At 58.7% G+C, this 21,120-nt stretch carries 15 protein-coding genes, 1 other RNA gene and 1 pseudogene; all 17 read right to left on the bottom strand.

Going from position 1 to position 21,120, the window contains the following annotated elements; all coding sequences use genetic code 11:
• Positions 1–10: 10 nt before the first annotated feature.
• Positions 11–1,096, bottom strand: coding sequence for an AI-2E family transporter (locus HPY71_04845; GenBank protein ID NPV52833.1), 1,086 nt, complete (start codon positions 1,094–1,096; stop codon positions 11–13).
• Positions 1,096–1,296: a hypothetical protein gene (locus HPY71_04840; protein NPV52832.1), complete on the bottom strand. Its 201-nt coding sequence runs from the start codon at positions 1,294–1,296 to the stop codon at positions 1,096–1,098. Before HPY71_04840 ends, HPY71_04845 begins: the two co-directional genes overlap by 1 nt.
• 143 nt (positions 1,297–1,439) lie before the next feature.
• On the bottom strand, positions 1,440–2,603 hold the full coding sequence (gene mnmA, locus HPY71_04835; protein NPV52831.1) for a tRNA 2-thiouridine(34) synthase MnmA: 1,164 nt from the start codon (positions 2,601–2,603) through the stop codon (positions 1,440–1,442).
• A gap of 39 nt (positions 2,604–2,642) precedes the next feature.
• A complete protein-coding gene (gene nifU / locus HPY71_04830) occupies positions 2,643–3,017 on the bottom strand; it encodes a Fe-S cluster assembly scaffold protein NifU (GenBank protein NPV52830.1) in 375 nt (124 codons plus the stop codon).
• Between the two features lie 81 nt (positions 3,018–3,098).
• A complete protein-coding gene (gene nifS, locus HPY71_04825) occupies positions 3,099–4,289 on the bottom strand; it encodes a cysteine desulfurase NifS (GenBank protein ID NPV52829.1) in 1,191 nt (396 codons plus the stop codon).
• Positions 4,290–4,613: 324 nt separating this feature from the next.
• Positions 4,614–6,059 carry an AAA family ATPase gene (locus HPY71_04820; protein ID NPV52828.1) on the bottom strand — a complete coding sequence of 482 codons (1,446 nt, stop codon included), beginning with the start codon at positions 6,057–6,059 and terminating at the stop codon, positions 4,614–4,616.
• A gap of 13 nt (positions 6,060–6,072) precedes the next feature.
• A complete protein-coding gene (locus HPY71_04815; GenBank protein NPV52827.1) occupies positions 6,073–6,828 on the bottom strand; it encodes a tRNA threonylcarbamoyladenosine dehydratase in 756 nt (251 codons plus the stop codon).
• Positions 6,829–6,846: 18 nt separating this feature from the next.
• Positions 6,847–7,030, bottom strand: a non-coding RNA gene (ssrS, locus tag HPY71_04810) — 6S RNA.
• 92 nt (positions 7,031–7,122) lie between these two features.
• Positions 7,123–8,865 carry an aspartate--tRNA ligase gene (aspS, locus tag HPY71_04805; protein NPV52826.1) on the bottom strand — a complete coding sequence of 581 codons (1,743 nt, stop codon included), beginning with the start codon at positions 8,863–8,865 and terminating at the stop codon, positions 7,123–7,125.
• Positions 8,866–9,012: 147 nt separating this feature from the next.
• Positions 9,013–10,350, bottom strand: a pseudogene (locus tag HPY71_04800) (histidine--tRNA ligase).
• A 74-nt stretch (positions 10,351–10,424) separates the two neighbouring features.
• Positions 10,425–11,651: a tetratricopeptide repeat protein gene (locus HPY71_04795; GenBank protein ID NPV52825.1), complete on the bottom strand. Its 1,227-nt coding sequence runs from the start codon at positions 11,649–11,651 to the stop codon at positions 10,425–10,427.
• Between the two features lie 152 nt (positions 11,652–11,803).
• Complete coding sequence (locus HPY71_04790; protein ID NPV52824.1) at positions 11,804–14,035, bottom strand: bifunctional (p)ppGpp synthetase/guanosine-3',5'-bis(diphosphate) 3'-pyrophosphohydrolase; 2,232 nt, start codon at positions 14,033–14,035, stop codon at positions 11,804–11,806.
• A gap of 221 nt (positions 14,036–14,256) precedes the next feature.
• Entirely contained in the window at positions 14,257–16,101 is a 1,845-nt protein-coding gene (locus tag HPY71_04785) for a DHH family phosphoesterase (GenBank protein ID NPV52823.1), read from the bottom strand.
• Positions 16,102–16,129: 28 nt separating this feature from the next.
• On the bottom strand, positions 16,130–16,531 hold the full coding sequence (locus HPY71_04780; protein NPV52822.1) for a LapA family protein: 402 nt from the start codon (positions 16,529–16,531) through the stop codon (positions 16,130–16,132).
• Positions 16,532–16,692: 161 nt separating this feature from the next.
• Positions 16,693–18,492 (bottom strand): VWA domain-containing protein, encoded by a 1,800-nt coding sequence (locus tag HPY71_04775; GenBank protein ID NPV52821.1) that lies wholly within the window; start codon positions 18,490–18,492, stop codon positions 16,693–16,695.
• Positions 18,489–19,982: a magnesium chelatase gene (locus HPY71_04770; GenBank protein ID NPV52820.1), complete on the bottom strand. Its 1,494-nt coding sequence runs from the start codon at positions 19,980–19,982 to the stop codon at positions 18,489–18,491. The genes HPY71_04775 and HPY71_04770 overlap by 4 nt, the downstream gene beginning before the upstream one ends.
• Before the next feature lie 224 nt (positions 19,983–20,206).
• The gene (gene secF / locus HPY71_04765; GenBank protein NPV52819.1) at positions 20,207–21,118 is read right to left on the bottom strand and encodes a protein translocase subunit SecF; all 912 of its coding nucleotides are present in this window, start codon (positions 21,116–21,118) and stop codon (positions 20,207–20,209) included.
• Between the last annotated feature and the right edge of the window lie 2 nt (positions 21,119–21,120).

Here is a 21,120-nt window from a genome sequence, read left to right as displayed (position 1 = left end):
TCTTGTCAATTCAATTCTGCCTTGTCCTCGCCAGGATAAACCTCAGCACGACGTTTATAACGGCCGCCACCGGGACAGCAAGAAGCATGCCTGTGATGCCCGCAAGCTCGCCCCCGGCGAGGAGCGCAAATATTACGGCCACAGGGTGAAGCCCGACCCGGTCGCTAAAAACCTTTGGGGCTATGACCCCGCTCTCGACCTGGTGAATAACGGCAAACAGGATGATCACGTAAAGCGCCGTCAGGTGGGACTTAAGGAAGGCTATAGCTACGGCAGGCACGGCGCCCAGCACAGGCCCGAAATACGGTATAACGTCCAGGATGCCTGCAACGATGCCGATTATGAGGGCAAAATCCACCCTGAGGAGGGATAACCCTATTGTCGTCAAAATTCCAACGAAGATGCATACAATAAGCTGCCCCCGGATAAACCCCGCAAGCACAGCATCCACCTCCCTCAGGAGGCTCAGCGCAGCCTGGTTGTAGCGCCCAGGGATCAGCACCAAGATGCGGTCTTTGATCGCCTCGATGTCTCGGGTAAAATAGAATGCCAGGATCGGGGTTATAAGCAGGCCGGGGAGGGCTGAAAACAGCCCCAGCATAGCATCAACCACCGTGCGCACCGCCTCCCGCAGGTAGGCCTCACCGCGCAGGATCGCCTCATCCATTACGCCCCTGATAACTTGGGGCACCCGGAACCTGTCAACTCGCTCAAATATCGCCTCCAATCTGGTGTTGATATTGGAGGCTTGCTGCGGGAGGGCCTCCAGGAGCTTCTCGAGCTGGTAAAGGAGCAGCGGGAAAAGATAGGCGATCACCAGGGCGCTCAGCAGGGTGAACGCCAGATAGACGATGAGGGTGCCTATAGTGCGGGGGGCCCCCTTGCGTTCAAGGTAGCACACAAGCGGATTTATGATGTAGGCGAGCACCACCGCCAGGATGAAAGGGACGAGGACCCCCCGGATGCGATAAAAGAAAATTATAAGGCCGGTTAATAACAGGAGGGAGAGGATAAGGCGGAGGCGAGGGCTCATGGCTATATTCGACAAAGGATGGAGGTCTACGTTCCTACCTCCATCCTTCCCAGGTATGCTCATTACCTGTTACCCATCCTGCTGAGGCGACGGCTCAACATATTGACGCCCATGCCGGCGGATTTCGACATGAGCCGTGCTGCCCTCCTGGCGGTGTATCCAAGCACCCTTGCTCTTGATGCAAGGTTCCTTTTCGTTCGCCTGTTTGAACGCAGGTAGAAGTACGTGCCCAGGGTGGCGCCGATAACGCCTCCGGTAAGCAATGATCTCCAGAACCTGTGCATCATATCACCCCTTTCCGGCCCCGATTACAGCCTGCCAGCGGTCGGTAAATAGTATTCCCCTTGCGTTCCCCGTATAAACTCATATAAATCGACCTTATAAACCTGCCTCCGGCCCACTTCGCTCAGGCCCACCTCTGGCCTGCCTCGATGATGCCGCCGCCGAGCACGACGTCCCCATCATAAAAGACACATGACTGGCCGGGCGTGACTGCACGCTGGGGCTTGGCAAATCTCACCTCAACATCACCGGCCGCCAGCGGGGTGACTACAGCATGTGCAGGCTCGGTATAATAACGTATCTTGGCCCATGCCTCTCGCGCTTCAGATAGGTCCTCAAAGGCTATCCAGTTGAGGGATCCGGCTATAAGCGACCGCGAATATATCTCGCTCTCGGCACCCACGATGACGGCATTCCGCTCCCGGTCAAGGGCGATAACATAGAGCGGCTCACGCGCTGAGATCCCAAGCCCTTTACGCTGGCCGATCGTGTAGAACGCAATGCCCCGGTGCTCACCCAACACATTTCCATGGACATCCAGGATCGGGCCCGGGTTTACGCTCTCCGGCACGCGCTCGGCAAGGAACCGCCTGTAATCATTATCCGGTATGAAACATATCTCCTGGCTGTCAGGCTTATTCGCAACCTTGAAGCCGAGCTTTGCGGCCAGGGCCCGCGTTTCATCCTTTGTAAATTCTCCCAGGGGCATTATAGTTGATGCGAGCTGGTCCTGGGTGAGGTTATAGAGCACGTAGGTCTGATCCTTGTGACGGTCTCGCGCCTTCTTGAGAATATAGCGATGCATGGAGGGATCATAACATATCCTGGCGTAGTGACCTGTGGCAATATGGCTTGCGCCGAGGGCGCGGGCCTTGTGGAGAAGCAGGCCAAACTTGATCCTGGTATTGCATACGACGCACGGATTCGGCGTCCGCCCTTCTATGTATTCGCTGCAAAAATAATCGATGACCTCGCGCGAAAAATCCTCCTGCAGGTTAAACACGTAGTAGGGGATGCCGAGCCGGTTTGCGACCCTCCTTGCATCCTCCACAGCAGCGAGGGAGCAGCAGCTGCGCTCCGGCTGCGCCCCACCGTCGGGGGAGAACCGGGGCCATATCTGCATGGTCACGCCGATGACATCGTATCCCCTCTCCTTGAGGAGGGCGGCGGCGATAGAGCTATCAACGCCGCCGCTCATGGCGACCACTACCCTCTTATTGCCCTCCTCGCTCTCCCTGTTGTCCTTGCTATTATCGCCTCTACCCCCATCAACCAGGTTTGCGCCCATCACACAAACCCTCGCTTCCTTTCACGCTTCTTTCTTACTTTACGCTTCCTTACGCCTCCCGAGGTAATCCTTTATGGCCTCGTGAAGGGCATCGGCAGCAAGGTTGGAGCAGTGCATCTTATTCGCCGGTAGGCCGTCAAGGGCCTCCGCAACGGCCTTGTTTGATATCCTCATCGCTTCATCGAGGGTCTTGCCTTTGACGAGCTCCGTCACCATGCTGCTCGTTGCTATGGCGGCCCCGCACCCGAATGTCTTGAACTTGATATCGGTGATCCTGTTATCATCAACCTTTATGAACAGCTTCATGACGTCCCCGCACACCGGGTTGCCAACCATCCCGACGCCGTCGGCATCGGATATCTCCCCCACGTTGCGCGGGTTCGTAAAATGGTCCATAACCTTCTCCGAATACATGGTTCAGCCCTCCTCCCCACTTTCAATACCTCAATCATCTTATCATCTTTCATCTTATCACCTTTCATCCAGATCCAGATGTTATTTTTTCGCCCCGGCCCCGGCGGTCTCCGCCGTCGCAGCGAACGGTGACATAGACCGCAATCTCGATATTATCTCCGGCAGGACGTCGAGCACATACTGGACCTCCTCCATCGTGTTATCCCGACCGAGCGTCAGCCTGAGCGACCCGTGGGCGACCTCATGAGGGAGCCCCATGGCGAGGAGCACGTGTGAAGGCTCGAGCGATCCCGACGTGCAGGCGGAACCGCTCGATCCTGCAATGCCCTTCATATCCAGATTGAGGAGTATGGACTCCCCTTCCACAAACTCAAAGCAGAAGCTCGCGTTGCCGGGAAGCCTCTCCGTCGGGTGACCATTCACTCTCACATGATCAATCCGCTCCCGGACCCCCCGGATGAGCGCATCCCTGAGCGCAGTGACCCTTCTCGCATTCTCCTCCATCTCCTTGACGGCCAATTCCAGAGCACAGGCCATTCCAACTATCCCTGGCGCATTCTCCGTGCCGGCCCGGCGCCCCCGTTCCTGGCCGCCGCCATGCATGAAGGGCAATACCCGCACACCCTTCCTCACGTAAAGCACCCCAACCCCCTTGGGGCCGTAGAATTTATGGGCAGATAAGGATAACATGTCCACGCCGAGATCCTCGACATTCACCAGGATATGTCCAACGGTCTGAACCGCATCGGTATGAAAGTAGATGCCTTTTTCCCTGGCGATCCGGCCGATCTCGGCTATGGGCTCGATCGTGCCGACCTCGTTATTGGCATGCATGATTGAAATCAGAATCGTCCTATCAGTTATGGCCGCCCTCACATCCTCCGGGCTGACGAGCCCGTACTGGTCCACAGGGAGGTAGGTGACCTCGAAGCCCTGTCTCTCCAATGCCTTGCAACTATCCAGGACTGCGTGATGTTCGATGGATGATGTTATTATGTGGTTCCCCTTATCCCGCTTCGCGAACGCGACCCCCTTTATGGCTGTATTGTCCGCCTCAGTGCCCCCGCTTGTAAAGATGATCTCGTCCGGCTTCGCGCCTATGATGGCGGCGATCTTGTCGCGTGAATCATCCAGCGCCTTCCGGGCCTCGCGGCCAAAGGAATGGATGCTCGAAGGGTTTCCAAAGCTATCCTTCAAATAGGGCATCATCGCTTCGAGAACCTCGGGCCGCATCGGCGTTGTAGCGGCGTGATCCAGATATATCTTTTCCATGAGCGTTTCATCTCCCATCTAAATCTAGGATAATCTAGGAACTTGAGACTTCCTAGTCTATGGACTTGAGACCCAAGCTAAGAAGATAACTTAGAACTCAAGGGGCAGTCGTCAAACAATCATCAGGTTGGATCATTGCCGGTCCACTATGCTATTATACCCGTGCTACTATGCCCGCTTACCCATGTGAACGTGCCTTATGTGGCGCATCAACATGCCCTGCCCGCCGCAAATCCCGAGTAATTTAGTCGGTATTCTTAGAACATAATAGCATACGTTCCACCGCCTGTCAACAAGAAACGTTTATGAAACGTTTATGACCGTCTATGAGCGGCGCAGCCTCTCCAGGCGCTCCTTTATCTTGAGCTCGTAGCCGTTCTCCGTGGGCTTGTAATAGACCCTGCCCCTGACATTATCGGGGAGGTAATCCTGCGGGATATAGTGACCCGGATAGTCATGGGGATACTTGTAGCCCTTCCCGTGGCCGAGCCTTGCGGCACCGCGATAGGATGCATCCCTCAGGTGGATAGGAACGTCCCCCGATCGCATGCCCTCGACATCCTTCTTCGCCGCATTGATCGCCAGGTAGGAGGCGTTGCTCTTCGGAGCGGCGGCCACGTAGATGACCGCCTGCGCCAGGATGATGGACGCCTCGGGCCAGCCTACGAAATCCACGGCCTGAGCGGCCGCGGTCGCCACCAGGAGGGCATGCGGGTCGGCGTTTCCGACATCCTCGGACGCGCAGATGACAACCCTCCTTGCTATGAATCCAGGGTCCTCGCCCGCCTCGACCATCCTGGCTAGCCAGTATACGGCCGCATCGGGATCCGAACCCCTCATGCTCTTTATGAAAGCCGAAATTGTGTCGTAGTGATTATCACCCTGCTTATCATAGCGGAGAGCGCGCCTCTGGATGGATTCCTCGGCCACCTCGAGGGTTATGTGCCTTATACCATTCTCGCCAGGCGGGGTCGTGAGAACCGCCAGCTCGATTGCATTGAGGGCCGCCCTGGCATCGCCATTAGCCACGTCGACGATGTGGCGAAAGGCATCCTCATCGACCTCGACATTGTAGTCCCCGAGTCCCCTCTCCCTGTCCTCGAGGGCCCTCTTCAAGATCGTGGCGATGTGCTCACCGGTCAATGGCTCGAGTCTAAATATGCGGGAACGCGATACCAGGGGGCTATTCACCTCAAAGAACGGGTTCTCAGTCGTCGCCCCTATTAGAATTACCGTCCCGTCCTCGACAGCGGGCAGGAGGGCGTCCTGCTGGGAGCGGTTGAACCTGTGGATCTCGTCTATAAACAGGATGGTCCTCTGCCGGCCTGCAGCCAGGCGCCCGGCCGCGGCCTCGACGACCCTCCGTATATCGGCAACCCCCGAGGTCACAGCGTTTAGACGTTCGAAGTGGGACCTGGTCTTGCCGGCAATTACGTAGGCAAGTGTTGTCTTGCCGGTGCCGGGCGGTCCATAGAATATCAGGGACGAGAGCCTGTCCGCCTCAATGGCCCGTCTGAGCAGGCGACCAGGACCGATGATATGCTCCTGGCCGACGAATTCCTCGAGGGTCCTCGGCCTCATACGATGGGCGAGCGGGGCTCTCTCGTCACCGATCGCCCCGCCCCCGATAGCCCCGGAGCCGGAGCCTGGACCTGCGCCTGCGCCCGGATCTGCACCTGTACCTGGATCTACGCCGAAACCGTCACCAGAGCCGGAACCTGGCGCAACGCAGGATCCTCGCCGCGGCGTAAAAAGGTTGATCTCGGACATCTTATCGGACATCTTAGCCTCGGCCATCCCTGAGATCAGCTCCTTCGAGGCCGTGAAATCGCAGGAGGTCGTTCACGACAACCCCGGCGAGGATCAACCCGGCGACCGGGGGGACAAATGAAATGCTGCCCGGGCCGCCCGGGCCCTCGCCTCCGCCGCCCCCTGCGCCGTCCTCGCCCCTGCGTGGCTTCTCATCCGAGAAAACCACCGTGAGACCGGAGGCGACACCGGCCCGCCTCAGCCCCTGTCGCACGGCCCTTGCCAGCGGGCACGTATGAGTCCTGGATATATCGGCGACGCGAAATCTGGTGGGGTCGAGCCTGTTGCCCGCCCCCATCGAGGAGATGATCGGCACCCCGAGCCTGGCACAGCACACCGCAAACGCGACCTTCACGGACACGGTATCGCACGCATCGACCACGTAGTCGCAGGGCTCCGCCAGGATCTCACCGGCATCATCCCCCGAGACAAATCTCTTCAACGCGATCACATCAGCCTGCGGGTTGATGCGAAGGACCCTCTCCCTCATCAGTTCAACCTTTGAAAGTCCCACGGTATCCGGGAAGGCGTGAAGCTGCCGGTTTACATTGGTGATGTCCACGTCATCGAAATCGATGAGCACGAAATGGCCAATGCCCGCACGAGCAAGAGCCTCGGTTGCAAACGAACCCACACCCCCGAGGCCAATTACAACGACCCTGCTCCGCCCCAGCAGAGCCAGGCCTTCATCCCCTATCAGGCGTCTTGTTCTAGTGAAGACATCGGCCATATCTATTTGCAAAACACAGAGGACCCCGCCGTGCCGTTTGTGCTGACCATTTAAATCCCCTGCGCCCTGCAGGTGGGTGCCCTCCTGGAAGCTTTATGTGTCCACTCCAAGGTGGCATACATGCCACAACCAGAGTCCGGGCTCCCTATGTGTTGGTGTTGGAACAAAACAGTCAGCTCCGACTCGCACACAGCAGGGTCCGGAGTCAACCATATCTTTTTCGATTTTCGAGTTAATAATACCACAAAACCATCGCGATTTCAACCCGCCGTGACTTCCAAATCATAGGCGTAATCACAGGTGTAGCTCCTCGCGCTGTCTATCCGATATGGGCGCCGGGGCGCCGGTCATCAGGCAAACCGCCCTCTGGGTCTTGGGGAAGGCTATGACATCGCGTATAGAATCACGCCCCGCAAGGAGCATAACAAAGCGATCGAGGCCGAAGGCTATCCCCCCATGGGGCGGAGTCCCATACTCAAAGGCCTCGAGCAGGAACCCGAACTTGTCCCGCGCCTCCTCGGGCCGCATGCCAAGGGCTCTGAACATCCTCTCCTGTATATCACGGCGGTGAATCCTGATGCTGCCGCCCCCAAGCTCGACCCCGTTCAAGACCAGGTCATACGACTTGGCCCGTACTGCAAGGGGGTCCGTCTCGAGCAGGTCGATGTCCTCGTCCATGGGCGCCGTGAAAGGGTGGTGCACCGCGACATTGCGCCCCTCTTCCTCGTCACGCTCGAGCAGCGGGAATTGCGTGACCCAGACGAAGCCGCTCTCGCCTCCGATAAGCCCGAGACTCCTTGCGAGGTGGACCCTCAGGCGCCCCAGGGCCTCCGATACAACCGCGGGCGAGTCGGCCACGATCAGGATCAGGTCCCCCACAGAGGCCCCTGTCACATTCGCGATCCCCGTGAGCGTACCAGCATCAAGGAACTTGACTATCGGCGAGCGGAAGCCGGCTTTCCCTCCTGCATCCCCTTCCACCGCGATCCAGGCCAGGCCCCTGGCCCCACAATTCTTCACGAAATCCGCGAGGCCATCTATCTCTTTCCTCGAGAACCCCGCGCCCCCTGGAACCGCGATGGCCTTCACCTTGCCCCCGCCCGCTATACACTCGCTGAACACCCTGAAGTCCGAGCCCGCCACCACGTCCGATATATCTTTGAGCTCCATACCGAAGCGGATGTCGGGCTTGTCCGAGCCATAACGCTCCATGGCCTCCCGGTAGGTGAGCCGCGGGAATGGCCTTTTCACGCTCCGGCCCGTCGCCTCGCGGACGACCTCCGCAACCATCCCTTCGGCGCATGCCATGACATCCTCCGGCTCTACAAAGGACATCTCCATGTCGATCTGAGTGAATTCGGGCTGCCTGTCGGCCCTCAGGTCCTCATCCCTGAAGCAGCGGACTATCTGGAAATACTTGTCCATGCCTGCCACCATCAAGAGCTGCTTGAAAAGCTGGGGGGATTGGGGCAGGGCATAGAAACACCCCGGGTTCACCCTGCTGGGGACCACATAGTCCCGTGCGCCCTCAGGCGTGCTCCGCGTGAGCATGGGAGTCTCGATCTCAACGAAGCCCCCGGCATCGAGATGCCTCCGGATAGCCATCGTAACCCTGTGCCTCAAGATGAGGTTACGCTGCATATCGGGCCTGCGAAGGTCGAGATACCGGTACTTTAGGCGCAAGGTCTCATCGGCATCGACATCCTCGACAATGTAAAAGGGGGGAGTCTTGGCGGAGTTGAGGACCTGAAGCGTGCGCACCCTGACCTCGATCTCCCCTGTGGGGATGCCAGGATTAATGGTGCCTTCAGGCCGGGCCGCCACCTCACCCTCCACTCTTATGACATACTCGCTCCTTATCTCCTGGGCCAGGTCGTAGGCGCCCCTGTCCACATCCGGATTGAATACCACCTGGACAACCCCGGACCTGTCCCTCAAATCTACGAAGATCAGGCCACCAAGGTCCCGGCGCTTCTGGACCCACCCCGACAAGGTGACGCGGGAGCCCACATCCGCCTTCCCGAGCTCCCCGCACATGCGCGTGCGGTAATGGGTCACGGCATTGCACTGCTGCTCCTGGCCCCGGCTCCCGCAACCTGAGCTCGAAGCCGAGCATCCCGGTTCCGCACCCGCTGGTTCAATCAGCCTGCTGGCCGCTGGCCCAACCTGCCCGCCGGCCATAGAAAGCCTCTTTGCGATATCGGCGACGGGGACCTCCTCTTGGTCCCCGGTGGACATATCCCTGAGAAGGACCACGCCGCGGCGGACCTCATCCTCACCTATGATCACAACCCACCTGGCACCGAGCTTGTCCGCGAACTTCATTTGGGCTTTGAGGCTCCGGCCCATGAAGTCCGTCTCAACCCTGAGGCAACCCTCGCCCTCGCCGCCCTCGCCGCATGCCCCTGCTTCGCCGGTCCCCCGGCGCAGTGCGAAGGCAAGCTCGAGGGCCTTGCTCTTCGCCTCGGGCCCCACAGGGGCTATATAGGCATCGAGCCCGGTCGCACCGGTAGAACTGCCCTCGCCTGCACCCGCATCGTGTTTCTCCTCAGTGCCCACCCTGGAGCTCACCCTGGAGCTCAGGACCTGGATGGCCCTGTCGATTCCTGCGGCAAATCCCACTCCCGGCGTCGAGGGCCCACCGCACTCCTCGACCAGGCCATCATACCTCCCCCCCGCACCGAGCACGTCCTGAGCGCCCAGCTCACTGTGGACGACCTCAAACACGGTTTTGGTATAGTAGTCCAGGCCCCTCACGATCCTGGGGTTTATGACAAAGGCGATTCCGAGGACAGTAAGGAAGGCCTTGACGCCCTCGAAATGCTCCCGGCACTCATCGCAGAGGAATTCAAAGATCGGGGGCACCTCGCTTATTGCCTTCTGGCAGCCAGGCTCCTTGCAATCCAGGAGCCTGAGCGGATTGCGGGCCAGCCTCCTCCTGCAATCCCCGCACAGGTCGCCGGCCCGGCCTTCGAGGTATGAACGCAACTCATCCCTGTACCTGGGCCGGCACCTGGGGCAGCCGATCGTGTTGAGCTGGACCTCAAACCCGCCCAGGCCAAGCTGCCTGTAGATTTCGATGAGTATGCCAATCACCTCGACGTCTATTGCCGGATCCCGAGAGCCCAGGGCCTCCACGCCGAACTGCCAGAACTGGCGGTACCGGCCGGACTGCGGCCGCTCGTACCTAAACATCGGGCCGATGTAATAGAACTTCGTGGGCTGGGGCCTGGAATACAGCTTGTGCTCGAGAAAGGCACGAGCCACCGAGGCCGTGCCCTCGGGCCGGAGGGTGATGCTCCGCCCAGCCTTATCAAGGAACGTATACATCTCCTTTTCCACAATGTCCGTAACCTGGCCGATGCCACGCTCGAAGAGCTCTGTATGCTCGAATATGGGAGTGCGTATCTCGCCGTACCCGGCCCGTTCGCATACGCGCCTTACAGTATCCTCTATCCTGTGCCAGAGGGACATCTCCTCGGGCATGATGTCCCTTGTCCCTCTCGGCGCCTTGTGCTCCATGATTCTCCATGATCCCCTTCCTGTTTGCTGTCCCTTTATTTGCTGCCTTGCTGTCCCCTGTCCTGGCCTGCCTGCTAGTTCTTCTGCGCTCCCTGCGCCTCAGGGGACTGAGGGGACTGGGACTCCGGCGACGGCTGGGACTGCTGCTTCTGCTGGTCCTGCTTCTGTTGCTGCTCCTGCAACTGCCGCTCCTGGGCCTTCCGCTGGGCCTCTATCAGCTTCTGGAGCTCCTGTATCCTCTTCTCCTCATTCTTCGCATCGGCATCCTTGCTCATCGCCTTGAAGAGGCTGTTGAGCCTGAGATGCAGCAGTATGTCGGCATACCCGAGGTCGGACGCCTGCCTGAATTCGCCTGCTGCCTCCTCCACCATGCCCTTTTCCTTGTAGGCGTTGCCGAGAAGAAGCCTCATGTAAGGGTCGTTGGGCGAGAGGTCTACCGCCTTCTTGAAATTGGCAACGGCCTTGTCGAGATCCTTCTTCCTCTGGTAGGCTATGCCGAGATCCACGTAAACATACTGGTTCCCCGGATCATGTTTCAGGGCGCTTTCATAATAGGTTATGGCCTTGTCCAATTCGCCCTTTTGCGCGCTCTTTATGCCATTTATCTCATCGTCAAAGATGTCTATCTTCGCGGAATCCATCACGCCCTTGAACCACTTGTCCACAACCTTGGCCTCGGCCTCCGACTTCAGCCTCTTCTCGAGCTCGGGCCGGGCCTTCTCGAAATCGGGCCCCTGGGGCGCCTTCTTATTCTCCTCCTGGTAGGCCTTCTTGACCTCCTCCGGCGATACCTTCGCCTCGGCTTTGACCTTATTGATCAGGTTTTCCAGCAGGAGCTGCTGCCTCAGCAGGTCACGCAGCTTCCCCACGGTCAACCCTGAATACTCCAGCGCCTGCTTGAACTCCTTATCCGAGGAGAAACCGGCCTTTTGCTGGTTGAGCTTCTCATTGAGCTCCCTGGATGAGACCTTTATCCGCTCCTTCTTGGCTTCCTGCAGGAGAAGCGCCTGCTGCACCATCTGGTCGAGCACCGCAACCCGGAGCGGGCCGTAAAGCTCGGGGGGAATATTCCCCATCTGCTGGTGCTGGTTCAGGAGCACCCGCTGGTGCGCCTCGGCAAAGGCTCCAGAGGTGATTTTCTCGCCGTTGACTACCGCTATGGGCCTCCCCTGGTCCGTCGCCGCAGGCTTCCCAATCCTGGTGCCCGTGTAGGCAAGGCCCAGGGCAAAGGTAACAGCAACGAATATGATGATGCCCTTTAATAATCTAGACTTGGCTCTCTTGTTAAAGCCAGTGAACAACCCGATCTCCTCCCCTATCTCGCTCCCCGCTTTACTGCCTCTGCTGCTCTATTACTCTACTTTCTTCATGTTGATTTCTATGTTGATTTCTATAATTGACTCTGATGATTGATTTCTCATGATGCCCTCTATGATCAATCCATTTCGTGTTTCTACGCCTGTCCCTTCGCGACAGGCTGGGCCCTGTGGACATCCAGGACCCCGCTCACCCTCCGTATGCGACTTATGACCTCATTCATATGATCGATATCATCGATATCGATTACCAGGTTTATTATCGCGAGCTTATCCGAGGTCGTCCTCGCATTCACTGAGCTTATATTGGTCCTGGCCTCGGTCACTGCATTCATTATATTTGCAAAGAGCGCGACCCTGTCAATCGCCTCGATCTCGATCTCGACCGGGTAGAATGAACCCGCACCAAAATCCCACTCGACGTCTATCTTTCTCTCAGGGGCATTCCGGTTTATAAAGGCCGCGTTCGGGCAATCCGCCCGGTGGACCGACACCCCCCTCCCCCGTGTTATATAACCTACTATGTCATCCCCCGGCACAGGGTTGCAACACCGGGAGAAACGGACAAGCACATTATCAATTCCCCTCACCCTGACGCCCTGACCCCCCGAAACCCTGCGTTTGAGGGGCGTCACGGAGGACTTCGACAGCTGGTCCCGCTCCCGCTGATCTCTTGCCTCCTTACCGGCGTCCCTTGTGTCCTTGTCCTTTGTAACCTCGGGTTCCCGCGCTGCCAGGAGCTTTGCGACCACCTGTTGCGGCGATAGTTTGGCGTACCCAACCGCCACCAGGAGATCCTCGCCTGCGAGGAAGCCAAAGCGCTTCGCCACCTCGCCCAGGCGCTCTTCCTTCATGTTTTCGTGCACGTCGACGCCGAGCTTGCGAAGCTCCTTTTCGATGAGTTCCTTGCCGCGCGGCATTATCTCCTCGCGCAGCTCCTGTTTCGCCCATTGCCGGATTTTGTTCTTGGCCTTTGAGGTCTTGACAAAGGCGAGCCAGTCCTGGCTCGGGCCATTAGCGGTCTTGGAGGTCAAAACCTCCACGATGTCGCCGTTCTTGAGCTGGTAGTCGAGGGGCACTATCTTGCCGTTCACCTTGGCGCCAACACACCTGCTCCCTATGTCCGTGTGGACGTCATAGGCGAAATCCACCGGGGTCGACCCGCTCGGCAGGCTCTTGACGTCGCCTTTAGGTGTAAAGACGAAAACCTCATCTTCGAACAGGTCGATCTTTATGGTCTCCACAAACTCCCGGACATCCCTCATGTCCTTCTGCCATTCGAGGAGCTGGCGGAGCCAGGATATCTTCTGCTCGAAGGCATCATCCGCACGGCCGCCATCCTTGTACCTCCAGTGCGCTGCGATACCATACTCGGCAGTTCTGTGCATCTCCCACGTGCGTATCTGGACCTCGAGCGGCTCGCCGTGCGGCCCTATCACCGTGGTGTGCAGCGACTGGTACATGTTTGACTTGGGCATGGCAATGTAATCCTTGAAACGGCCGGGGATTGGCTTCCATATGCTGTGAACCACCCCGAGGACCTCGTAGCATTCCTTGATCGAGTCGACAACGACCCTCAGAGCGGTCAAGTCGTAAATCTCATCGAATGCCTTACCGCGGACCTTCATCTTCTCATAGATGCTATAAAGGTGCTTGGCCCTCCCTTGTATCTCGCCCCGGATGCCCATGGAAGCGAGCCTGGCGCTCAGGAGCTCGCTGGCATCCTCTATAGTCTTCTCCCGCTCCTTGCGCTTCTGGGCGACCTTCTCGACAAGGCTGTAATACTCGGCCGGCTGCAGGAACCTGAAGGCAAGATCCTCGAGCTCCCACTTTATGCGCCACATGCCGAGCCTGTGGGCGAGCGGGGCGTATATCTCCAGGGTTTCCCGGGCGATCTTCTTCTGCCTCTCCTCAGGGAGGTGCTTCAGTGTCCGCATGTTATTCAGGCGGTCGGCCAGCCGTATGAGCACGACCCTGATGTCCTTGGCCATGGCAAGAAACATCTTCCGCAGGTTCTCGGCCTGCTGCTGCTCCTTTGACATGAAGGGCAGCCTCGCGAGCTTCGTAACCCCGTCCACGAGGAGGGCGATCTCCTCCCCAAATCCCTCCTTGATATCATCGAAGGTGACAGCCGTATCCTCTATGGTATCGTGAAGGAGGCCCGCGGCTATGGTAGACACATCGACCTCGAGCTCCGCCAGGATTTCGGCAACGCCCAGAGGGTGAAAGATGAAGGAATCCCCGGAGCTACGGTACTGCCCCTCGTGGGCGGTAGCCGCGAACTCATAGGCCCTCTGGACGAGGTCTACATCGGCATTGGGGCTATAACTCCTGACCTTTTCGATCACCCTGCCCACATCGGGCCCCATGGTGCTGTCACCTCGCCTTCATAGCCTTAGCCTGCCGTAACGGTTATAATACCGCAACGACGACGATATCCTGCAACAATGGCTTTTATTACAATTATACTGTAAAAATCCTTCCGAGTCTACTCAGTCTCGCCGATCCCTTCGCCGGTCGCTGCTCGCCCGCCGGGCTGGTCGACTGGCCAACTCGCCGACTGACCGGCCGGCTGGCCCTGGTTCACCCTCTACCTGGGCAGGGGCCGGATGTCCTTGATGTTAAGCTGGCAGGATCGCCTGCCATTCCAGACGTTTTCCTCGAGGGCGAACACCGCCTCGACCTTGCGGGTGGTGAACCCCGCCCCAATGTCGGCCCCGAATCCAAAAAGATTAGCCGCAATGCTGCCCATACCGAAGGCTATGGCATCGTGTACCGCGCTCCCGGCTCCGAGCTTGAGCTTGAGGTGCCGGCCCTCGCTCCCCACGGTCCTGTACTCCAGGACGGACATATCATCGCAGACAAACAGGGGATATGGGTTGCCGGCGCCAAACGGTGCAAGCGCTTCAAGCTGAGAGACCAGGTCCAGCGATACCTCCGCGAGGTCGAGCCTGGCATCGACATCGATCTCGGGCACCAGGTCAGATTCACTGATAAGGCCATCAGCGATTTCGTTGATCTTCCTCCGGAAGGCATCGATGTTCTCGCGGCGAATGCCGAGGCCGACGGCGAGAGCATGTCCCCCATAGCGCTCGAGCAGGTCATCGCACATTGTGAGCGCCTGGTGAAGATTGAAACAGGATATGCTGCGCCCAGACCCCTTGCCCTCCTCACCTTCCAGCGTAATCAGGATGGCAGGGCGTGAATATTCCTCGACAACGCGTGAGGCCACAATCCCGATGACGCCCGGGTGCCATCCCTCGCGCGCCAGGACGATCACCTTGTCGCCCGCGCGGCCTTCCTCTGCTACCCGGGCGATCGCCTCACCCAGGATGGACATCTCCACATCCTGCCTGGCCTGATTCTCGGCATTGAGCATGCGTGCCAGCTCTTCGGCACGCCCCGGGTCCTCGGAAAGCAGCAATTCAAGGGCATAATCGGGGCTCCCCATGCGCCCCGCGGCGTTGATCCGGGGCGCAAGGGCGAAGCTCACGTGCCACGCGGTGAGGCCGCGTCCACCGACGCTACTGCTATTGCTGCCGCCACCATTGCTATTGACGCCGCCATTGCCACTGGTGCTGCCGGCGATGCTGTCGTTGTTGGGGCCGCCGGTGCCGCAGTTAATGCCGGACACGGCTAGGAGGGCCTTGAGGCCCTGATTCCGGGTCGACTGCAGCCTTTGAAGCCCGTATTTCGCAATTATACGGTTCTCTTCAACGAGGGGCGCCACATCCGCGATGGTCCCGAGGGCCACAATATCAAGGTAGTCGTTGGCAAGCTCAGGGCCACCAAACATCCCCCCCAGGGTAGTTGCCACGGCCTGGACCAGCTTGAAAGCCACCCCAACCCCGGCTAGCGCCCTAAAGGGGTAATTGCAGTCGGGGCGCTTCGGGTCGACAACGGCCAGGGCACACGGTATCTGAGACTGCGGCTCATGATGGTCGGTGACTATGACATCGAGCCCAAGCTCAGATGCCGCACTGACCTCCTCTAGGGCGCTTATGCCACAGTCGACTGTAACAAGGAGGGAGACTCCATCTGCAACCGCCTTCTTCACGGACTCAAGATTCAAGCCGTAGCCCTCGTCAAGCCGGTGGGGGAGATGCCAATCCACCCTCGCGCCAAGCTGCCGGAGGGCCATGACGAGAAGCGCGGTGGAGGTTATGCCGTCAACATCGTAATCACCGTAGACGCGAATCTTCTCCCCCCGTTTGATGGCCGCCGATATCCTCAGGGCCGCGGCCTCCATGTCCTTCATCAGGAATGGGTTGTAAAGGTCAGCAGAATCAGCGCGCAGAAAGGCCTCGGCATCGCGAGGCGTGGCTATCCCCCTGTTGATGAGGACCTGAGCCACTATTCTCGAAACCCCGACGCTTCGCGCAAGCTCGCCTGCGAGCTGGTTGTCAGCCCTTATGCGCCAGTTCTTCCGGGTCAATCTCCAGTTTCCCCCTCCGGTTTATACCTCAGTCTCTCTCGAGCCTCTCGGCCCTTCTCCTGCAGCTGTCACCCTCGTCGCCGCGGCTATCCCGGGTCTGCTGCTCTATGGCAGGCCTCGTTTTAAGCGTAGTCTCGCCAAGCTTGTAATGCAGTTCATCGTTCTCTATGGCTATTCTATCATATTCCTCCTGAAGTTTGTGTAACCTGTTAGTGGTGTTGCGCAGCTTGATTGAGAGGCTCAACTGTTTCATGAGGCCGACCAGCCCGACAGCCAACGCGCCGGCGACTGCTGATCCAAGGATTATGAAGATGAGGGATGCATCAGACTGCCAGTTCAGAAACCTTATGGTTACCATGCCCGAGTTTTGCACGGCGAAAACGGCCACAGCGATGGCAAAAACGAGGGCAACGATCAAATAGGCCTGCATATCAACCCGCCTCCAGTTCTGGCCCCCGGTTCTGAATAATCCACTATATTCTCTGGCGGGAACCATTTTCCTGTTAGGATGCGAAAGGATGAGGCCTACTTTTTATAGCCCTTTTATAGCTCTTCTATAGCTCTTTGTAGCCCCCATAATTGACTATAACCTCACAGCCCTCCAAGCGGCCTTTCATGCCGGATCAGTTGCACCAGGATATCCTTATCAAACTCATCCACGATATACAGCCGCCCGCCCGTAACCTGTATGAGACGCCTCAAATAATCCTTGTTCGGCTGGAGTCCGATACATATGAACGGGACCTTCGCCTTCGCTATCTCCCTCCCGGCAGCAAGCGCGTCCTTGGCGGGATCGGCGCTCCACTTGCTCATGGTTGGAATCCCATCCGTGATCAAGACCAGCAAGACATCCCGCGTCCGCTTCATCCTGGCCCTGAGGAAGCTCATGGTCTCGACTATCCCCGATGCAAGCGGGGTTAATCCCGCCGGCCTGATGACGGCAAGGCCCTCTTCCACCACCCTCCTGCTGCGGGTAGATGAGATCTGCATCTTGACATCCCGCTCCTGGAAGGTCAACGCAGTGATCCTCGCACGCGAGGCGAGGGAGAGGTGGCGTATCAGGTGTTTCGCCGCCCTTATCCGCCTCCCCACCATGCTCGCGCTCGCATCGAGGAGCAAGCAAATCTCCGGGGGCTTCAGCGGCTTTGTCTTGTACACCCTTATATCATCATGCGAGAGCCTGGCGCCACCGGTCGCCCCCGCCTCCCCCCTGGGGAAGCCAGCTCGCTTCAGAAAAGCTATTGCCGTCTCCGGGACGGCAATGCCATCGTACCACTCGCCAACCGCCGGTCGCCTTGTCTCCTTGCCCAGCCTGCCGCCACCAGACCGGGCCTTTACGATCCCATTCCCCAGCTTCTCCCCATGGAAGGCAGGGCCGATGGGCACCTGCCTCAAGAGCCTCCGTATGCCAGCATCGATCTCAGCCTGGTGGGTCTTGAGGAGGGACTGAATATCCCTTCCTTTTTCGGTAAACTGGAACCTCCCTCGCTCGCGTTTTATAATATCGAGCTTCTCAAGCCGCTCGATGAGCTCCTCGGATTCCCCAAATTCCATTCCGAGCTCGGACGGGAGGCCGTATCGGGCCTGAGCCAGGGCATCCATCAATCTCATAAGGTCCTCACGGCTCCCCAGCTCCTCGGCGATCTCGGAGACAGCGTCAAGCCGGGCCGCCTCATTCATCATCGACCAGTTCCCTCGCGAGCCGGACGACGCGTGTTCCGATATATTTGAATCGAATAGGCTCGAATAGGGTGAGAGATCGCTCACGCCCTCTCCCGCTTCCTCTATGTTCACAATCCTCTCAACCTTGCGGATTTCATAACCAAGGAGGCTGATCTCCTTCTCCACCCCATCGACGATATAAAACACCATGGAGATGCAATTATCAGGCAGGATTGCAGCTATATGGACATGGTTTCGGTGAGCCTTCCTGAGGGATGCCTTCTTCCCATAATTTAATGTCCCGCTCACCCTGCCGCCCCCGGTGCCCGTTTGCACATCTATATGGTCCAGGAGTTCATCGCTGGATGGGAAGAAAAGGCCACTACCACCCTGCGCCATGAGCGATGACCTCATATAGCTGAACGCGGCCCGTTTGATAACCTCGGCTATCCGCCTGTGATCGACCTCGCCGATTTCATGGAATACATCAATATGCAGGACCTCATTCTTCCGGCGCCGGCCGTAAAAGACCTGGCCCGCGTCCTGAGCCACGTTGACCCGCACCTCGCCCGGCGCGCTCGGCCTTATGGTGTGGAGTCTCCTGCTCATGACCGTGGTTTCCCCGATCCTCAGCCCGCGGCCGACCTTCAGCTCGCCGAGCATGAGGCGAGTGAGCTTGGCCGCATCCACCCTATCGAGATCCAGACCGAGATCCAGCTCCGGTGTCATTTCCCGCGCAGGTCCTCCTCGGTGAATATGAGGTTCTCGCCAGGAAGCGAGCTTATCCTCCTCGCCTTCTCAGGTGGACTCGTGACTGAAATATCCGGCGGGGGCGAAACCTGCGGCGCCTGTGACCGGGCATGGGTCTCGCTCCCCCGCCGGAAGGGGTCACCCGTCGGGTCATCCTTCGCAAAGACCGAACCGTCGAGTCCTCCGGCCCCGGAGCCACCGGCTGTGTACTGGCCATGCTCCCTGGCCTTAAACAGCCGGTCAAGTCCCATCCCGCTCATGAAACGCTCGATCAACCCGTTGGGGTTATCCCTGGAGCTATCTCTCTCCCTTGGGGCCATCTTCCCCCCTGGAGAAAGAGCCCTCATGATCTCGTGAGGGTCATTGAGCCTCCCATCGCCCGGCGAGGTGGTGGGGCCCCCTTCACTCCTCTGGTCGCTCCTTTGCTGTCCCAGCCGTTCCTCGAGGAATTTGGCTATGCTGCTGAGGGTAGACATGTCGGCCCTGTGCCTCAAAGCCAGCGATAGCACCCGCATCAGGTCGTTGCCCGTCACCGTATCCCTTCCCTCAAACACCGCCCTGGCCTTCGCCCCGAGGGCTATAGATTCTATCGCCCTCAGGCTTTCCAGACCGAAATCCACATAGATCTCAGCGAGCAGGCTCCGCAGATCATCCCCCATCCTGACATCGCCATAGCGGGCGGCGCGCTGCGCTATAATTGAACGGAAGACCTCGATTTCAGGCCCCAGGTCATTCCCGTCATCACCGGGCTCCTGTTCGCTCAGGGTCAGGATCTCCCTTACAATATTCAGCTCCGACGGGCGCCCCATGCTCACCGTAAAATCGAACCTGTCGGAAAGCTGGCGCCTTATGTCCTCCAGTGCCCCGGGCTCCTCATCGGGGTTCGACGCCGCCCACACACAAAGGTTCACCGGTATTTCAAAGCTCTGGAATCCGGCCTCCTCCACCTGAAGCCTGCCGGGCTTGGTGCCCATTATGTCGAGCAATATATCTGTAAGCTCGGGTGAGGTATCAGCCAGGCGGTTGATCTCGTCTATGAAGACTATCCCCCTGTTGGCCCGTGGCAGAATGCCCGGGAGGAGCGCAGCCTCGGGCCGGATCCGGTCCACCATCCTGGAGAGGTCGAGCGTGCCGACGACCGTCCCGATCTTGGCGGCGTGGGATATCTCGAGGAAGGGCATGTCGATCTCCTCCGTGCCGATGCGCGCTATATCACCCTCTGACAAACCCCTGTGCTCGGGGCAGTGCGGCGCCCTCGGGTCACAATTGTAGATGCACCCTTTTATGCGCTCTATGGATGGCAGAATCGACCTCGCCCCGCGTATTATCGTGGTCTTCCCGGTTCCCCTGAGACCCTCGACATGCACGTGGATGGGGCGCCCTGCCAGGAGCGATATGACCGATGTCTCCAGGGCTAGAAACAGCGATGCGTTGCCTTCATGCCTGATCAGCTTGAGATAGTTCCTCAACCAGCGCACCTCCCGGTTTTTTAATGGCGGCGATCCTCACCACATTTGATGACCCGTTTGATAACTCATTTTACACTAGCTTAGCAGAGCTTAGTATGGCCCGCCGCCGGAGGGCGCATTCAAAACAAGGAACCCCGGCGCATCCCAGATTATGGGTTTGACGCGCCGGGGTAGAGGAGACGCAGGTTAGACTGGTGCAAGGTTTAGTTTTTATCGTGCCTTCCTTATCGCGCTTTCGCCACCGCGAACTTGCGCTGCCTATCCCGCTCCCAATTCTTCCAGATGAGCCAGATCGGGCTGGCGACGAAGATCGAGGAGTAGGTGCCGGAGATCAGGCCGATTATAAGGGCAAGGGAGAAGTCCTTGATCGTCGCGCCGCCGAACAGGTAGAGCGCAATCACGGGAAGCAACGTCGTGAGCGAGGTATTCAAGGACCGCCCCAGGGTCTGGGTTATGCTCTTGTTTACCAGCTCCTCGTATGTCTCGCGCTTCCTGAACTTCAGGTTCTCGCGGATCTTATCGAAAACAACTATCGTGTCGTTGATCGAATATCCTACTATCGTCAGGACCGCCGCGATGAACGGGCTGTTCACCTCACGGCCGAGGATGGCGAACATCCCCAGGATCACAAGCACATCATGGATGAGCGCCGCCACGCCCGCGACAGCGAACCGGTATTCGAAACGGACGGAGACATATATCAGGATGCCTATCCACCCGAGGAGCACAGCCATCATAGCCTTGCTCAGGAGCTCTTTACCGATCACCGGCTCGACCATCTCGGCCTCTATCACCGAGGCGGAGCCGAGCCTGGCGCTCAAGGTATCGACCACGCGCTTGAGCTGCGGGTCGCTGAGCGGCTTCCCCTGAACGTGCGCCCGGATCTGCACGTCGTTGGTGCCCTCTATAGGCTGGATAACGGCCTTCTCGAGATGCATATCCGCGAGCTCCGGCGCCACCAGCGCATCCCTGACCTCCGCGGCCGTCACGGGGTGGTCAAGCCTCACCCGGATGAGCGAACCGCCCGTGAAGTCGACGCCCAGGTTGAGACCCCTGGTCGCCAGGAAGACGAGGCCCACGAGGATCACGATTGCAGATATTGCAAAGAAAAGGTTCCTTCGCCCCATTACATCTATCA

The organism is Bacillota bacterium, from assembly GCA_013178125.1.
In the GTDB taxonomy this organism is placed as follows: domain Bacteria; phylum Bacillota; class SHA-98; order Ch115; family JABLXJ01; genus JABLXL01.
This window is presented reverse-complemented; position numbering and strand designations above follow the sequence as displayed.

What these genes read in the sequence shown, in the direction of transcription:
- HPY71_04845 (NPV52833.1), bottom strand. Translation starts at nt 1,096, where the DNA reads ATGAGCATACCTGGGAAGGATGGAGGTAGGAACGTAGACCTCCATCCT.
- mnmA (NPV52831.1), bottom strand. Translation starts at nt 2,603, where the DNA reads ATGGGCGCAAACCTGGTTGATGGGGGTAGAGGCGATAATAGCAAGGAC.
- nifU (NPV52830.1), bottom strand. Translation starts at nt 3,017, where the DNA reads ATGTATTCGGAGAAGGTTATGGACCATTTTACGAACCCGCGCAACGTG.
- nifS (NPV52829.1), bottom strand. Translation starts at nt 4,289, where the DNA reads ATGGAAAAGATATATCTGGATCACGCCGCTACAACGCCGATGCGGCCC.
- HPY71_04820 (NPV52828.1), bottom strand. Translation starts at nt 6,059, where the DNA reads ATGTCCGAGATCAACCTTTTTACGCCGCGGCGAGGATCCTGCGTTGCG.
- HPY71_04815 (NPV52827.1), bottom strand. Translation starts at nt 6,828, where the DNA reads ATGGCCGATGTCTTCACTAGAACAAGACGCCTGATAGGGGATGAAGGC.
- aspS (NPV52826.1), bottom strand. Translation starts at nt 8,865, where the DNA reads ATGTGCGGGGAGCTCGGGAAGGCGGATGTGGGCTCCCGCGTCACCTTG.
- HPY71_04790 (NPV52824.1), bottom strand. Translation starts at nt 14,035, where the DNA reads ATGGGGCCCGATGTGGGCAGGGTGATCGAAAAGGTCAGGAGTTATAGC.
- HPY71_04780 (NPV52822.1), bottom strand. Translation starts at nt 16,531, where the DNA reads ATGCAGGCCTATTTGATCGTTGCCCTCGTTTTTGCCATCGCTGTGGCC.
- HPY71_04775 (NPV52821.1), bottom strand. Translation starts at nt 18,492, where the DNA reads ATGACACCGGAGCTGGATCTCGGTCTGGATCTCGATAGGGTGGATGCG.